Origin of the sequence: Paenibacillus terrigena DSM 21567 (genome assembly GCF_000374845.1) — a bacterium.
GTDB lineage: Bacteria > Bacillota > Bacilli > Paenibacillales > Paenibacillaceae > Paenibacillus_K > Paenibacillus_K terrigena.
This window is the reverse complement of record NZ_KB895414.1, coordinates 449,492-465,671: the sequence shown is the minus strand read 5'-3', so window position 1 is coordinate 465,671 and position 16,180 is coordinate 449,492. Positions and strand designations below refer to the sequence as shown.

Below are 16,180 nucleotides of genomic sequence, written 5' to 3'. Positions count from 1 at the left end.
TACATTCTAACATTGCCTTAGAAGATATGTGGAAATATGGTATAATAGGAGTAAGGAAACAACAAAATCGTTATCTGTAAGTTTAGTTTGAGAACGCTTACCGACAGGCCGAGGAGGGAGTTCTATGTGGACATTCTGGAAGAGAAACAAACCGAATCAAGAGCCGGCACGTATCCAAACGACGTTGAATGATATTGAGAAGGCTGTTATTCAATTTGAAGCCAATCTACCGAAAAATGTGAAACGAACCATTCTCGTGGACCAAGATAATCGAATTAACAGTGCACGACTCGTTCCTTATTTAGGTGGAATACCAATTGAAAATTATTATATGAGTACGCAAACGTATGAAATCTTTACAGAAGAGGATCAGTTGATTCCACATTACTTGGACATTGTTCAAGAAGCTGTCGATGCTTATGTCGATGACAATCACAAATTGCCGGTTATGCAGGATTGCGCGGATGGTCGCGTGCATTATGAATTGCTTATGCAACAATTCTACTTGAAAGAGAAACCTCCATTTCCGCTATACATTACGGATGAGGAAAATATGTTAAGCCATCATCCATAATCATGTATCATGTCATGTATTGGCATCCAATTGAAGCAGGAGCATCCTCCGAGGGAATAGCGATGGGGATGCTCCTTTTTATACCCAAATTGACTTTTCATGGCTGTGTAACTATAATCGTTACAACATAAATAGCTGTAGACAGAGGAGGAAATGAGGATGATTAGCAGTCGTTTTTCCGTTGCGGTTCATATTTTGACGCTGCTTGAACTTCATAAATCAGGACGTATAACATCTGAACTTATCGCAGGAAGTGTAAATACGAATCCCGTCGTCATCAGACGTATGATGAGTTTATTGAATAAAGCAGGATTAATCCATTCCAGTCCGGGTGTAGCCGGCGCGACCTTAGTCCGCCCACTTTATGAAATAACGCTCTTGGACGTGTATCGCGCGGTTCAGGTTGGTGTCCAAGAAGAGTTGTTCGCGATTCATGAGAATCCGAACCCTGCTTGTATTGTGGGCAAAAATATTCAGAGTACCTTAGAGACGAATTTCGCCAAAGCGCAGCAAGCGATGGAACAAGAGCTTGCGCGCGTGACATTGGATCAAGTGGCGAATGATATTTTGCACGCACAGTCATAAATTATTGTTGTTCACGATACGCGCTTGGCGTCATGTGAATATATTTCCGAAATTGATTAATGAAATGATTATAGTTGTGAAACCCCACGTCCTGACTCACTTCAAATGCGCTCCGATCGGTATGCCTAAGGAGTAACGCAGCTTGACGGATCCGCATTTGATTGAGCATCTCGACGATGGAGCATCCCGTATTTTCTTTAAATACATGTGATAGCCTCGAGGAAGACAGTCCAACTTTTCTCGCGATAACATCAACCTTCAGGGGTTCGCGAATATGCTGTGAGAGGAGGAACAGCACTTCTTCCACGCGTGCATCGCGCTTCTGCATGTCTCGTTGTGCGAGTAGCATGAGGATTTCACGTAAGGCATTATAACCGAGCTCCTGGGCATAGGGTCCACCTTCCGTAGAATCGGTAATGATCCGCTCGAATGCATGACGTATCCGGTTCCGGGCGGATTCATTCTCTATCGATTGTTGATGGATTTCTTGATGTGGGAGTAAATGCTTCTCAACGCGTTGATCGGAGAAATGCACCCAGACCATGTCCCAATGTGCACCTTCTCGCGTTCCGTAGTGCTGCGGAATATCTGGCCTCAATAGCGTCACATCACCAGCCCGGCAAGTCACTTGCATTTTGGGCGTGATCGCGTAACCCTCACCGCCGAGCGTATAGATCATGAGCCAATCCTTCCGTCCGTGCGGCCGCTTGGATACATAAGTGTCTGGTACAGCGAAATGTCCAGCAATGATTAAATCTTGTTCCTCTTCGATCGTCCTCTTGGTGCGCTCCTGATGCATTCGAGCCCCTCCATCCGCATATAACGTGTCTCCTTTATCATATGATGCAGCAAGGCTATCGACAAGAAGAATAGCAGAATTGTGTGAGAGATTAGCAGGATCGATGATTTAGATCCAGCGATCTCTAGAATATACTGTAGGAAATGATGGTAGGAAGCTCAAGGGAGGCGCTGATGATGTCTTACGAATTACGTGTGTTAACGAAGGATCAGAAGGAACAGTTTGAGCAAGAAGGATATTTGATTGTGAAGGGTTTATTCACGGATATGGATGTGCGGACCATTGAAGAGACATTTGACATCATAAGCAGACAGATGATTCCTGGACATTTTGAACCCCAATTGGATGCGGATGTGAACGACCCACTAGCACGCTACCCGCGTGTAATGCATCCCCATCGATTTAATGATACAGCGAAGAGTTATATGCTTCATTCCCCTGTACTGGATGTCTTAAGGGACCTCTACGAGGAAGAACCGCTTGCGGCACAGAGTATGTTCTACTACAAGCCCCCAGGCTCCAGAGGACAAGCGCTGCATCAAGATAATTTCTACTTGAAAGTAGAGCCAGGCAATTGCATCGCCGCGTGGACAGCGATCGATGCGGCGGACGAAGAGAATGGCGGTATGCTGATCGTGCCGAAGACGAACCATTACGACATTGTGTGTCCTGATCGAGCAGATCAACAAGAATCCTTCACGACGCATTACGTCAAACCGCCCAAAGATCAGAAAGCGATTCCAGCCGTGATGGATAAAGGCGATGTATTATTTTTCAACGGGAATTTAATTCATGGGTCCTATCGTAACAAATCGAAAGATCGGTTCCGGCGAGCGTTCATTTGTCATTATGCGAACGCTTCAGCAGCGCAAATCGGTGAATTCTATCGGCCGTTATTCCTCGCAGACGGGACAGAGGTGGACCTCGGAATCAATCCGGATGGGGGACCGTGCGGCATTCTATTCGACACGGCGTATCCGCATTAATCGCAATATCTAATAAAACAGATTACGTCAAGGATATGACTTATTTCCTATTCGAATTGAAGAATCTGAATATTTTGGAAGTTTTATTTCAATAAGTATGGTATTCTTTGAGAATATCATACTTTTTTTTGTGTTGGATGAAAGGAACGGAATGACCCATGGAAGCTTCATATATTGTCGAATCCAAAAAAAGATGCCTGGAACAAGGAATGACACCGAGCGCCATTCCCTTCTCGAAGAATCGTCTCTGTGAAGAAGAACTTCTTCGAATTCGGAATAACTATCGTGAAGTGATATCGGTAATGAATTTTTTCGGCGAGAAGACCAGATCTCAACTTGATGGGATTCCGATTCTCATCGCGCTAACCGATGGTCAAGGCTACATTATTGACTTTGTCGGCAATGAGAAAATTCGAAGTCTAGTGAACAAGATCGGGATGGAAATAGGCACCCTGATGGGCGAGGAAGATTTCGGGACCAATGCCGTACATCTTGCGTTGCAGGAACAGAAACCGATTGAGCTTCTAGGCTGTGATCATTTTCACGAACATATGCATAATACCGCTTGCTATAGTGTTCCATTTCAAGTTAATCAGGTAGATCATTTGGCAGGTACAGTCTCCATGATGATCTTCGTTGAACATCATAATCGGTTTGCGCTTCCACTCCTCTCGAATATGGTCGACTCGATGGAACGTGAAATTGAACTGCGAAGAACGAACCATAATAAAGATATTATGAATCATACCTTAATTCGGAGTGTCAATAACGGCATCATTATTACCGATGCAGAGGGGTACATTACGGAATGCAACCAATTGATTGAGCGGATTATGAATCGTAAGCGTACTTCGATGATCGGAAGATGGATCTGTGACGTTGAACCCTTTGCGAGTTATATGTGTGATGTCATCCTATATGGTAACCGATTTGAAAATCAAGAATGCACATTCTTGCTATCTGCGAATAAGCGTATTACATGTATACTCGATGCGATACCCGTCGTGAATGACCATCAGGAATTAACAGGGGCCTACTTGCAGCTTCGCGATATTACGGAACGCAATGAGCTTGAGAATCAGATGTTGACGTATGAGAAATTCTCAGCTATCGGGAAGCTTGCTGCCGGCATTGCGCATGAGATCCGTAATCCGCTCACATCGATTATGGGCTTCATTCAATTGCTTCGCGAGAAGCCATTGTCTCGTGAAATGTATGTTCGTTACCTGGAGATTGTCTATGGTGAATTGCTTGATCTGAAGCGGCTGGTGTCTGACTTCGTACTCATGGCTAAGCCGAGCTCTCCTGAGAAGAAGGAGCATATCCTGCAAGATGTCGTGATAGAGACGGTGCAGTTCATGACCAGCCAGGCGAATTTCAACAACATCATTCTAACGACAGATTTATACGAGTTACCGCTTCCGATTTATATCGATTCGGTTCAAATTAAGCAGGTGCTGATTAATCTAATCCAGAATGCGTTCGAAGCGATGCCGAAGGGCGGTCAGGTCGATATTCGACTGACCTGCAATAAGAAGCAGAATACGGCGGTGATTACGATTCGGGATTACGGGATCGGGATCTCGAAAGATCAGATGAAGAACGTCTTTAACCCCTTCTTCACGACGAAAGAGAATGGGCTCGGACTTGGACTATCGATCTGCTATCGCATTATCGAGAACCATAACGGCAAAATACAAATTAAAGCCAGCGAGGAGCGAGGGACGAAGTTCAGTATTACGCTCCCACTGCCTAAATAAAGATAGAGAGCCTGTACACCATGCGAAGCGTGGTGCACAGGCTCTTATTAATTGATAGCCTCGATGAGCTCTACCTCATCCAACGGGAGATTTACGCGGAAGATCGAGCCTTCGCCTAATGTACTTCGAACCTCGAGCGAACCTCCATGATCTTGGGCGATTTTCTGACAGAGGGATAATCCAAGGCCTGTGCCGTTATCTTTGGTGGTATAGAACGGATTGAATATTTTGGTGAGATGATGTTCTGCGATTCCGCATCCCGTATCCCGAATCTCGATGATCACCTTATTATGAATCTGCGATACTTGAATGTAGATATCCCCGGGCTCCTCCATCGCCTCAAAGGCATTACGGACAAGATTCAATAACACCTGTACAATTTTGTCACGATCCATATGGATATGTAAGGAGACACCGATGGGCTCATAATAGATGCGGTGACCGCGGAATGCGGCTTCTGACTCCACGAGATATAACAATCGATCCATCACATGTGCGATGGGCTCTGGCTTCATATTGCCAATATGAGGCTTCGAGAACTGCAAAAATTCCGCGGTTAGTTCATTCATGCGCGTTATCTCGCTCATAATGGTATCGAACCAGGGGCGAATATTGTAATCATGATGCATCGAAATTTGCATGAAGCCTTTGATTGTCGTGAGGGGGTTGCGAATTTCGTGTGCCATCCCTGCAGCGAGTTCACCGACGGCTTTGAGCTTCTCAGTTCGGAACATATTCTCTTCACGTTTGAACCAGAGCTTGCGTCGATTCTGGAAGAGCTTCTCTTCTGCGAATGTGATAATTTCTTGTGCGCTTTCGGCTTCCTGCGGGAAAAACGTTGTACTGTGTGTGACTTGGAACCCAAGCATATTCGAATCGAGAACGTCACTAATTTCTTGATGAATATTATCGAAAGGGGGCAGGACAAGCGCGAACCGGTCTCCTGCATATCTAGACATCGCTTTGGCATTCGGAAAATATGTGCGTAACAACTGAGCGATTTTGGCCAAAATTTCATTGCCGTTCTGTGTACTCTCGTGGTTGATGGATTTGAAATCTTGCAGGTCTAGGAGGAGCAACACAAAAGGTTCTTTGCGTTTCACATCGTTCTGAATGGATTTCATATAGCCTTCATAGTTGAGGAGTCCGGTAACGGAGTCGTGGATGCTAAGAAATTGAAACTTCTCACGAAGTCGTTTCTTCTCCATCTCGGAGACGTGAACAAAGTAGTAGAGGAGGAGAACGATTACAAAGGTTAGGATATCAAATATGGACACGAGCATCTGGTAGGTATTAATGGGTAGATAAGTTAAGTTAATTAACGTATATTGCATGGCATAGAGCAGCGTGGTGAGCACCGAATCTCTGAATTTCATCTTTCGCTGAATGGTGATAATGATCAGAATACAGTAGAGAAGTTGACACCAATTCAGACTGCTGCTCCAATGGAACACCCCGAGAAGAATGATCTGGAACGGCTGCAATCGAGGGAACTTCTTGTCGAGTAGGATACTGAACACGAATAGACATCCCGTGATGACTAAGAGATAGATGTTCGTTGCTGTATGAAGAAAGATGGACGATAAAATGACGAATACACTGATGGAGGGAACAAAAAATTGTCTGATTATATTAATAATCAATCTCACACACCCCAGACTCGCAAGGATCGATCAAATCTACTTCGATTCTATTATAAATGAGAAAGCTTCAAAAGAATATCGAAAGTTGTCGAGTCTTTCGGCATAAAAATACGATCTCCTCCATAATGGGAGAAGACCGTAAATAAGTGTCGGTTAAAGAAATTTTCGCGCTTGTTTTCTGCCATCGTAGGTAAATAGAACTTTTTTATCTTCGACAAAAGTTTCGAGGTGAACGGGTTTGCCCCATAACTGATAAACAAACGGCAGTGTCCGCTCCAAATACTTCAGGTCCAGCTCAATCCCCTCATACTGATGCTTCAAATAGATTTCTCCGGTCCGCATGAAATCGCCATCCTGTACGACAAGGAATGGGAACCCGCCATTTACTCTAGAGTAGACCAATTGATCCCGAATATTCATCCATGCTTTATCGGTAATTTTCCACTCGCTGCCTTTCTTCTCGAACACATAAAGATCCAAATCCTCCGTTAGCTGCTTCGTCAAATAATTGCGGATGAACGATGTATCAGAGTCCAGCTCTCTGACTTCAAATAGCTTTGCCCGACCCTGTCCTGGTACGCGGTGCAGCCGATCACGTTCCTCTTGCGTTGGCTGATCCCAACGGCGCTCGATATCTTCGAATATTTTGAGCCCTAAGTAATAAGGGTTGAGGCTGTTCTTCGACGGCTGAACGACCGATGAATTCAGCTTCGCAAATTCAACGGTCTCTTCACTCGTGAGGTCAAGTTCACGGAGGATGCGTTGATGCCAGTAGGAAGCCCAGCCTTCGTTCATGATCTTCGTCTCCATCTGCGGCCAGAAATAGAGCATCTCCTCACGCAGCATCGACATAATATCGCGCTGCCAATCTTCAAGGATCGGTGAATATTCTTGAATGAACCAGACGATATCCTTCTCGGGTTCCGGCGGAAAGGTTCGATTGGCCGGGGTATCGCTCTTGCTAAGAATGTTCTTCTGATCCAGATTCCATAGGTCATCGTATTGGCCAGGCTCCTTGTACGCATTAGCTGGATCTTTCGTCTGCTGCATGAGCTTCTCAGTATAGCGTTTCTTATCGAGACGTTGAGGCTTAATGAGCTGCGGATCAATATGCTCCTGAATGGCGAGTACGGCATCAATGAAATTCTCGACCGCTTCTGTGCCATGTTCAAGCTCGTAGCGACTTACCCGTTCCGCCGTGGCGGACATGCTCTCCACCATATTGCGGTTCGAATTGGAGAAACGGACGTTATTCTTGAAAAAGTCGCAGTGTGCGAGAACGTGAGCAACGATCAGTTTGTTCTGAATGAGGGAGTTCCCATCCAAGAGAAAGGCATAGCAGGGGTTCGAATTAATGACGAGTTCATAAATTTTACTTAGACCAAAATCGTATTGCATCTTCATTTTATTGAAAGTTTTTCCAAAGCTCCAATGCGAGAATCGCGTAGGCATGCCATAAGCGCCGAACGTATAGATGATGTCGGCCGGGCAGATCTCATAACGCATCGGATAATAATCGAGGCCGAAGCCGTCAGCGATCTCCATAATCTCGGCAATGGCAAATTCAAGATCTCGGATTTCCTGCGTCATGATCGTGTCGCCCCTTCCGGTGATTTCTGAAAGAATGTCTTGAGCGCCTTGTAGACCTCGTTCTTCTCCTTAATGACGTAATGCATGAAATGGGGTTTATTGATATGCCGGTAAGCCGACATGAGCGTACTGCTCCGATTGTATTGGTTCACTTCGCCGTAGCCGAACATATTGCACCGCTTCAGCAATTCATCGATGAGTTTGACACAACGCTCGTTATCGGATGTAAGATTGTCGCCATCAGAGAAGTGGAACGGGTAGATGTTATAGTTCGCAGGCGGAAAGCGACGATCTATAATTTCAAGTGCTTTGATATAGGCGGAGGAGCAGATTGTACCGCCGCTCTCGCCGCGAGTGAAGAATTCATCTTCGGTGACCTCCTTCGCCTCTGTATGATGCGCGATGAACACAATTTCCACTTTCTCGTATTGTTGACGAAGGAAGCGGGTCATCCAGAAGAAGAAACTTCGTGCGCAATATTTTTCGAAGCTGCCCATGGAGCTAGGGGTCTCATAATGAACCATTTTTAAATGTGTACTAGCTTTGTTCTGTCCTACATATGTATGGATGAAGCTATTTTACGGTATACATGCGTGTCTGATGAATCCAAAGGAGGAGCCAAGCATGCCATACTACTTGAGCGCAGATGGTGGCGGGACGAAACTCACAGCCGTTCTGTTCAATGATCGTTATGAAGTGCTGGGCGTTGGGCGTGGACAAGCTATTAATTATGCCTCTCAAATAGATATTGCAGGTTCCATTCAGAACTGTCTGGCCTCATGTCTGCAAGGATACAGTGGGATCACCATCCAGAAGGTCTATTATGCGATGCCAGCTTCGACTGACGTGTTCATGACCATCCTTCGGCAGCATATGAACGTTCATGAGGAACGATGGCTTAGCGAAGGCAAGATGGCGCTGCTTGCGGGGATTGTGCAGCATGAAGGCATTGTTGCGTTATCGGGGACGGGATCCGGTGTATTCAGGGTTGCTGAAGAAGAGCATCATCTAGGCGGCTGGGGACATCTGCTCGGCGATCTAGGTAGTGGATATGAGATCGGCCAAGATGTGATTCAAGCCGTATTAAGGAATTTCGAAGATCGAGGCCCAGTTACGCGATTGAAGCAGCTGCTTATCGATGCTTGGCAGGTGCAAGATCGACTAGCGCTCATCCATCATGTCTACCAAGCTGCAAATCCACGGCGGCAGATCGCTTCTGCGGCGATCTTAGGTGCAGAGGCAGCTGCTCAAGGCGATGAGGTAGCTCAACGGATATTCGTGAAGGCCGGTGAAGCGATGGCGGAGCAGACAAATGAAATGTTGGACAGGGATCAGAAGGAATCAGGGGTCTCTCTTATGATCGCAGGCAGCGCATGGAAAGGCTGCAGGACGATGTACGATCGATTCTGCGAGAAGGTCCATGAAAAGCACCCTTCAGTTCAGATCCACATTCCAAGATTCGAGCCGGCATTGGGTGGGTTATTCGCCCAGTTCTATGCTGAAGATGCAGGAAGTTCGGATCGACTCGCCACCTCCGTAGCACAGCTTATTGAAGATCGGCATGCTCCGCTGATGTATAGAGTTTTATGGTAAGTCATGACATATGCATTCACCGAATGGGGAGGGGTATTTATGTTAATGGATCGATATTTTGAAGCGGTTGAAGCGCTGCAGGCGCGTATTCGGTCGACGCAGCAGACACCGATTGTTCAAGCTGCGACAGCGATTGCGGAAGCATCCGCGGTGGGACAAGCTGTTCATCTCTACGATACGGGGCATATTGTCGATCATGAATTGATTCGAAGGGCTGGAGGATTACTGTTGATGAAGCCGCTTCGGGCAACACTTCAAGTTGACAATCCTGTGCGGAAGCGTGACTTGTATGGCAAGGAAAAGTCGATGGAAGGACTGGGAGAATATTTCCTACGTGCTTCGAATGTGATGCCTGGCGATGTGCTCATAATGGGTTCGGTTTCGGGTAAAAGCGTGGAGGCGGTCGACATTGCACTGGCGGCGAAAGAAATGGGTGTCACATTGATCGTCTTAACGTCCTTAACCTATTCGTCTCAAGTGAAGTCCATGCATTCATCTCATAAGAGGTTATTCGAGGTCGGTGATATTGTACTCGATAACGGTGCGCCGCTTGGGGATGCGCTTCTGCTGGTTGAAGGACTAGGGACAGGGATTTGCCCTGCTTCAGGGTTGTCCGCGGCTTATATCATGTGGGCGGTAACGGCCGAAGCCATCGATCAGCTGCTGGCAAAAGGTCTTACACCGTCAGTCTATAAGAGCTACAATTATGCGGACGGCTGGGAATACAACGATGTGCAGGAGAAGGCATACGCCGAGAGAGGCTATTGATATGCATTTACGAACGCCAGGGGATCCCCTTGGCGTTTTTCGTTTAGCTGTAGAAGCCTAAAGGACAGGACGCATGAGACAAGTTCGGCTGCGCATACACTTCAGTATGACAATCAGGGGAGGCGAGTCCCTTGCCTTATACCGTAAGTGAAAAATTCGGCGACAAGCCAATAGCTGCGTGGATTGGAACACGGTTCAAGTCTTATGTGTTTGAGCATTACGGTGTGGAGATTGAGGTTAATAGGGTAGCGGTACCCGTCGCAATAGACTCGAATAGGAGGGCGGACGCATGCAGCCAGAAACTCGAATTCGATGCGCCATCTACGCGAGGGTAAGTACAGATCAGCAAGGGGATTCCATTGAGAACCAGATAAGTCAATGTGAAGAATACATCCATCGTCTTGGCGAGCATTATGATACTTCGGATATTATGATTTACCGAGATGAAGCTGTATCGGGATATTATACGAGCGTATTCGACCGGCAGGAGATGAAGCTAGCTATTCAAGCAGCCCGTGAGCAAGCGTTCAAGCTGCTCGTCTTCAAAGAGGTCAGCCGGGTCGGTCGGGATAAGCAGGAGAACCCGGCGATCATCGGCATGTTCGAGCAATATGGTGTGCGCGTGGTGGCGATCAATGATAACTATGATTCGCTCAATAAAGATAACATCACTTTCGATATTTTATCCGTATTATCTGAACAAGAGAGTAAGAAGATATCGTCCCGGGTTAGCAGCGCCAGAAAACAAAAAGCACGCCGCGGGCAATGGAGCGGAGAACCACCCATTGGTTATCGTATTCAGGGCGCTACGCAGCGGCTTGAGATTGATCCAGAGCACGAGGAAATTCCTGCGCTAGCTTTTAAACTCTATGTGGAGCAGGGACTGGGAACATTCCGCGTGGCGGAGGATCTCAACAAGCGGGGATACCGCACGAAGAACGGGAATAAGTGGACGCGAGAGAATGTGAATAAAATGCTACGAAATCCGGCGTACATCGGACATGTCGTCTATGGTACGCGGCGAAATCAGCTGAAGCGAGAATACGATGACGCCGGCAAAATGTCCAAGCGTAAGGTGCAAGTCCGTATTCCCGCATCCGATTGGCAAATTATTGAGCGTGCGCATGAACCGATTGTGGATGAGGAGATGTTCCAAGCCGCGCAGCGCATACTAGCGGGCAGAGGGCAAAAGGGTGCGCCTCGGCGTGCCTATCATCCCCTTACCGGGCTATTATATTGCGGCCAATGCGGGAAGCGCATGGTCTGCCAGAAGCGATCATCCGGCGTCAAATCGTATCGGTATTATGTCTGTTCGACGGCACACAAGTATGGCCGAGAGGCTTGCTCGCAGCCGAATGCGGAAGCGGATCAGCTGGAAGTAGCTGTACTGGATGCTATTCGGCGACAATTGGCACAGGTAGCGCAGGATCAATTCCGCTTCACCTATGATCGTCGTCAGGATCTAGAACGCCTTCGAGGAACGTTGAGCACCAAGTTGACCTTGCGGGCCAAACGGCATAAGGATCAACTGGATTTATTCCATCAGCGAGAACTGTTCGATGCGAATACGTATGAGCAGCAGATGCGATCGTTCAAAGGGCAGCTCGAGCAAGTGGACGAGGAAGTGAAGGAGATTGAACGTCAGATCTCAACATTGGAAGAGCGTCCGGCTGCGGATACAGCACTTCAGGATTATTATGAGTCATTTATAGCGTTGAAGCTAAGCAGTGATACAGCTGCGCGGGTATTGTTCCATGAGCTATTGGAGCGGGTAACGATCGATTCTGAACAGTTGATGATTGCTTATCAGGTTTATTTTTGCAGTGAATAGGTCTGTCCCTTATACTGAAAGTAATGAATGTGTTTCGCGGAGGGAGAGGAAGTTCAATGCATAATAAGCTTCAAATAGGGATTATCGGGTGTGCCAAAATAGCGGTTAAAGCGGTAATGCCTGCGATTGTGGAATCGGAGACGAGTCGATTGGCGGCTGTTGCTAGTCGAGACGAAGCAAAAGCCCGAGAAGTTGCGCAGCAATTCGGCATCGAGAAGAGCTACAGCAGTTATGAAGCCATGCTGGAAGATCCAGAGATCGATGCAGTGTACATTCCGCTGCCGAATCATTTGCACCGCGAATGGGCGATTCGTGCTGCGGAAGCAGGGAAGCATGTCCTCTGTGAAAAGCCATTAGCTTTAACACCGGAAGAGGCAGAAGAGATGGTTCGAGCAGCCGACAAGGCGGGCGTTAAGCTGGCTGAAGCCTTCATGTACCGCCATCACCCGCGGTGGGACCGGATTCGTGCGATCATCTCAGGCGGTGAAATTGGTGAGCTTCGAGCGATTCGTGGAGCTTTTACGTTCAATGGCGCTCGCATGGATCGGGGGAATGTCCGGTTCCGCTCGGACTTTGGCGGCGGTTCGATCTATGATGTTGGCTGTTATCCGATTAGTGCAGCGCGGCTGATTACGGGGCTTGAGCCCGAAGCAGTATCAGTACATGCGCAATTTCTGTCCGAATTCGGGGATGTGGATATGATGGCATCCGGATTGGTGGAGTTCGGAAATGGTTTGTCATTAACCTTCGATTGCGGTATGCTCGCGAGCTATCGGAATTTCGTAGAGATTGTCGGGGCAGACGGACGAATCGAATTGGAACATGCGTTCAAACCGACGGATGAAGGTACCCACGGTTTTACCGTTGTGACGAATGGGGTGCGTCGTGAAGAGCGGTTCGCATCGTGCAATCAATATGCGCTGATGGTGGATGATTTCGCGCGTTCCATCTGGGGGGAGCAGTCCCTTCGATTCCCACCTGAGGATGCCACTCACAATATGCGTGTGATAGAAGCCTGCATACGTTCGGCAAAGGAACGAGTGAGAGTTAAGCTGTAAGATTTATAACACAAGAACGCCCATTGCATCTGTTCATTCAGAGGCGATGGGCATTCTTTTTGTTCGTATAGAATGTTTACGTTTTCGGCGTGTTTTAAGCGTTACAGGCAAGGACAATACCGACGGTCTGCGGACCACAGTGGCTGGCGATGACGCAGCCTGTCTCAGCGAGCAGCACTTCGCGTACCTTCGTCTCGCGCAATAAAATTTCACGGATCTTCACGGCTTCCTCCTCCGCGAACGAATGGGTCACGGAGATGGTAGCACCATCCAGGTGGTCTTTGTATTTCAGCGCATTTTGCAGCAGCTGATCGAAGGCCTTTTCACGTTTGCCGCGGATCTTGGAAGCGAGGATCATTTTTCCGTCGACGACCTTTACGACAGGGCGGATCTTAAGTAAGCTGCCGATGAAGTTCTGCAGACTGGAGCAACGTCCACCTTTATGCAGATAATCGAGCGTATCGATGATGAATTCTACTTCGATGCGATCGCGTGCCTCGAGGATCATTTGTTCGATCGCCTGTAAGTTATGTCCTGCTTCGGCAGCACGGACGGCTTGAAGCACGAGCAGGCCGATGCCGGTCGATAAATTACGTGAATCGATGACGACAACACGTCCTTCAGGGAACTCGGCGGCTGCTATTTTTGCATTCTGGCACGCAGATGATAACTCGGATGAAATACCGATGAAGACCACGTCATGACCTGCTTCGATGGCAGGGGTGAACGCCTTTATGAAGTCACCCGGTGAAGGTGAAGCTGTCTTGGGAAGACTTCCAACGACATCAACTTTTTGATAGAGCTGAAGCGGGGTTATATCCTCGCCATCACGAAGAGCCTCCTCACCAAAGGTTACATACAAGGGAATAATACCGATTTGATATTGTTCGCGTAACTCAGGCGGCAAGTCACAAGTGCTGTCTGAGAAGACCCGAATGTTAGACATGAAGAACAACCTCCTGAAATGAAAATATGTAAGAACAATGATCTCATTATATACTACGAATCCAGAATTAGAGTAGGGAAATGTTAACAATAGAATTGTGTGAATCTATTAGGACATAAGAACAATCCGAATGATTCAGAGATTCATATTTTAGTAGTATATCGATCAGAAAGGAAGTGTTCGGTCCATGGCTGAGGTGAAATGGAGTATATGGGATCATGTCCGTCGAGTTCGTCGCTTTGTTAAGAATCATGTTGGAGATCGTGTACTTGTCAGTTTGTTTGATGGCACCATTCATAGGGGGCGGATCTTATCTGCAGGCAGAAGATCTTTCCGATTGCGAGTGAGACGGCGCGGGCTCAATGTTATCATTGTGATTCCTTTTTTCCGTGTGAGATTCATTACGTTGTTATAGGATCATCGGAAACCTGTCTTGGAGTAAAAGGGGATGAACTTATGTCACGATTGATGACGTCATCCGATATTCGTGATTTTTGCAAAAATAATGTCGGCAATCGTGTGAATGTGGAGTGATGGATTATGTGGAATTGGAGCCGTGCTAGGGACAAGTCCAAAGGATGGACGGATTTCATCATAATGAATATGTAAGAAGCCCGTTCGGATTCGAACGGGCTTTGATATGATAAGACAATGTTCTGATATCAGTCAGGTTTTTCCTTCAGAGTGTTTTCGTTATAATGTTACTTACAGTATACACAAAGGAGAACTTATGCGCGTCCATTCTTTTTCACCCATGGTCAATGACCAATCCAATATTTTGATTCTAGGTTCTATGCCAGGCGTTGTCTCGCTAGAGCAGCATCAATACTATGCGCATCCGAGGAATCATTTCTGGAGGATCCTCTATGACTTGTACCAACTACCGCTTGAGATAGATTATGATCAACGCATTGCATTCGCAAGTTCGAAAGGGATCGGCTTGTGGGATGTATTAGGAGAGTGTGTCCGGGAAGGGAGTCTGGATTCGAATATTCAAGAGGCCGTTCCGAATGACTTCGTTTCGTTATTCGCATCGTATCCTCACATTACCCATCTACTGTTCAATGGAACGAAAGCTTATGAGGTGTTCATGCGACAGGTGGCGCCGCATCTCGATCTGGAGCATATGACGCTGCATAAGCTTCCTTCGACGAGCCCGGCGAACACAATGTCCTATGCGAGGAAGCTTGAAGCATGGAGGAATGAAATCGGCTGGATATGACTTCCATCTAATTTCCGTATGGGAAAAAATGAATTAATCGCCTCGATTGCGAAGGAATTTAAGTTAGGCTGTCGAAATAACTTAGAAATATTGCTGCTATCTTATGATAAAGAGGGGGACGAATCCAAGGCTTGGGCGATTCCAAGTGCTGCAACAATACTAACGCGTTCAAATGGAGAGTGAAAATGACTATCACTTTTTGGAGGGATGACGATGTCGGATCGTAAAATTACTCAAATTTTATCCCATAATACCGTGATTGTAAGTAGTTCAGCGGGGACAAAGTCCATTCTTTTTGGAAGAGGGATCGGTTATATGAAGAAACCGGGGATGGTCATTGACCAAGAGGAAATTGCAGAAGAATATTTGCTGCTGCCAGTCTACCATGCCTCCAATGTCGCGATGAAAAGCTGCGTATAGCAGACTCAATTGAATCGAGAATATAGCCTGTACTTGCAGAACCTGAGGTTCGCGGTGCAGGCTTTTTTGTTCGTATTGCGTAATACGTGTTCGGGGGCCCCAGCAGAGCGCTTGGATCAGCTTTGGAGCCAAAGTTTCACTTTATGGTAATATATGGAATGGTACGACATCGCCTTCGCATATGCTTCTAATGAAGTCTGATTTTAACCCATTACATGAAGGAGTGAAAGTGAATGCCAACGCATGGCGACAGCTTAAAGTTTGGTGTTGTTCTCTGCAAACAGTGTAATGAAGTGATTGATGAGATTGATGCGTACAAAGTAACGATTCTGTATAGTCTGTGTGACGGTTGTGAAGTGCACGAGCCAATGGAATCGAATACCATAAGCCAAGTGAAGTGACGAG

At 46.8% G+C, this 16,180-nt stretch carries 17 protein-coding genes and 1 pseudogene; 13 read left to right on the top strand and 5 right to left on the bottom strand.

Features of this window, described 5'->3' with window-relative positions; all coding sequences use genetic code 11:
• The first annotated feature begins 124 nt into the window (after positions 1–124).
• Together C558_RS0110125 and C558_RS0110120 are read left to right on the top strand one after the other, a co-directional pair.
• Entirely contained in the window at positions 125–574 is a 450-nt protein-coding gene (locus C558_RS0110125; RefSeq protein WP_018756148.1) for a DUF3939 domain-containing protein, read from the top strand.
• Positions 575–733: 159 nt separating this feature from the next.
• Positions 734–1,159 carry an Rrf2 family transcriptional regulator gene (locus C558_RS0110120; protein WP_018756147.1) on the top strand — a complete coding sequence of 142 codons (426 nt, stop codon included), beginning with the start codon at positions 734–736 and terminating at the stop codon, positions 1,157–1,159.
• Position 1,160: 1 nt separating this feature from the next.
• Here the strand turns inward: C558_RS0110120 and C558_RS0110115 are convergent, their stop codons facing one another.
• Positions 1,161–1,958, bottom strand: a complete 798-nt coding sequence (locus C558_RS0110115; RefSeq protein WP_018756146.1) for a helix-turn-helix domain-containing protein — start codon at positions 1,956–1,958, stop codon at positions 1,161–1,163.
• A 176-nt stretch (positions 1,959–2,134) separates the two neighbouring features.
• Between C558_RS0110115 and C558_RS0110110 the strand changes: the two genes are divergently transcribed.
• Positions 2,135–2,944, top strand: a complete 810-nt coding sequence (locus C558_RS0110110; protein WP_018756145.1) for a phytanoyl-CoA dioxygenase family protein — start codon at positions 2,135–2,137, stop codon at positions 2,942–2,944.
• A 158-nt stretch (positions 2,945–3,102) separates the two neighbouring features.
• Complete coding sequence (locus C558_RS0110105; protein ID WP_018756144.1) at positions 3,103–4,704, top strand: ATP-binding protein; 1,602 nt, start codon at positions 3,103–3,105, stop codon at positions 4,702–4,704.
• Positions 4,705–4,751: 47 nt separating this feature from the next.
• Here C558_RS0110105 and C558_RS0110100 read toward each other — a convergent pair whose 3' ends face one another.
• The 3 genes and pseudogenes from C558_RS0110100 to C558_RS30825 all read right to left on the bottom strand — a co-directional run.
• The gene (locus C558_RS0110100) at positions 4,752–6,353 is read right to left on the bottom strand and encodes an ATP-binding protein (RefSeq protein WP_425413920.1); all 1,602 of its coding nucleotides are present in this window, start codon (positions 6,351–6,353) and stop codon (positions 4,752–4,754) included.
• Positions 6,354–6,500: 147 nt separating this feature from the next.
• Positions 6,501–7,937 (bottom strand): SpoVR family protein, encoded by a 1,437-nt coding sequence (locus tag C558_RS0110095; RefSeq protein ID WP_018756142.1) that lies wholly within the window; start codon positions 7,935–7,937, stop codon positions 6,501–6,503.
• Positions 7,934–8,449: pseudogene (locus C558_RS30825) on the bottom strand (DUF444 family protein); the annotation flags it as partial. The pseudogene C558_RS30825 and the gene C558_RS0110095, both read right to left, overlap by 4 nt.
• Positions 8,450–8,561: 112 nt before the next feature.
• Between C558_RS30825 and C558_RS0110085 the strand changes: the two are divergent.
• From C558_RS0110085 to C558_RS0110070, 5 genes are all read left to right on the top strand, one after another.
• Complete coding sequence (locus C558_RS0110085; RefSeq protein ID WP_018756140.1) at positions 8,562–9,530, top strand: BadF/BadG/BcrA/BcrD ATPase family protein; 969 nt, start codon at positions 8,562–8,564, stop codon at positions 9,528–9,530.
• 39 nt (positions 9,531–9,569) lie between these two features.
• Positions 9,570–10,298 carry a sugar isomerase domain-containing protein gene (locus tag C558_RS30820; protein ID WP_018756139.1) on the top strand — a complete coding sequence of 243 codons (729 nt, stop codon included), beginning with the start codon at positions 9,570–9,572 and terminating at the stop codon, positions 10,296–10,298.
• A gap of 131 nt (positions 10,299–10,429) precedes the next feature.
• Positions 10,430–10,633, top strand: coding sequence for a hypothetical protein (locus C558_RS34235; protein ID WP_169445349.1), 204 nt, complete (start codon positions 10,430–10,432; stop codon positions 10,631–10,633).
• A complete protein-coding gene (locus tag C558_RS0110075) occupies positions 10,588–12,129 on the top strand; it encodes a recombinase family protein (protein WP_018756138.1) in 1,542 nt (513 codons plus the stop codon). The genes C558_RS34235 and C558_RS0110075 overlap by 46 nt, the downstream gene beginning before the upstream one ends.
• A gap of 56 nt (positions 12,130–12,185) precedes the next feature.
• On the top strand, positions 12,186–13,187 hold the full coding sequence (locus C558_RS0110070; RefSeq protein WP_018756137.1) for a Gfo/Idh/MocA family protein: 1,002 nt from the start codon (positions 12,186–12,188) through the stop codon (positions 13,185–13,187).
• A gap of 94 nt (positions 13,188–13,281) precedes the next feature.
• On the opposite strand, the gene C558_RS0110065 is transcribed toward C558_RS0110070, so the two are convergent.
• Positions 13,282–14,133 (bottom strand): DegV family protein, encoded by an 852-nt coding sequence (locus C558_RS0110065; RefSeq protein ID WP_018756136.1) that lies wholly within the window; start codon positions 14,131–14,133, stop codon positions 13,282–13,284.
• A 730-nt stretch (positions 14,134–14,863) separates the two neighbouring features.
• Here C558_RS0110065 and C558_RS0110055 point away from each other — a divergent pair.
• The 4 genes from C558_RS0110055 to C558_RS33095 all read left to right on the top strand — a co-directional run bounded on the left by C558_RS0110055 (position 14,864) and on the right by C558_RS33095 (position 16,176).
• Positions 14,864–15,355 carry a DNA-deoxyinosine glycosylase gene (locus C558_RS0110055; protein ID WP_040674692.1) on the top strand — a complete coding sequence of 164 codons (492 nt, stop codon included), beginning with the start codon at positions 14,864–14,866 and terminating at the stop codon, positions 15,353–15,355.
• Between the two features lie 18 nt (positions 15,356–15,373).
• Complete coding sequence (locus C558_RS34230; protein WP_169445347.1) at positions 15,374–15,538, top strand: hypothetical protein; 165 nt, start codon at positions 15,374–15,376, stop codon at positions 15,536–15,538.
• Positions 15,539–15,568: 30 nt separating this feature from the next.
• Entirely contained in the window at positions 15,569–15,775 is a 207-nt protein-coding gene (locus C558_RS0110050) for a CAT RNA binding domain-containing protein (protein WP_018756133.1), read from the top strand.
• A gap of 233 nt (positions 15,776–16,008) precedes the next feature.
• Positions 16,009–16,176 (top strand): GapA-binding peptide SR1P, encoded by a 168-nt coding sequence (locus C558_RS33095; protein WP_018756132.1) that lies wholly within the window; start codon positions 16,009–16,011, stop codon positions 16,174–16,176.
• Positions 16,177–16,180 lie beyond the last annotated feature (4 nt).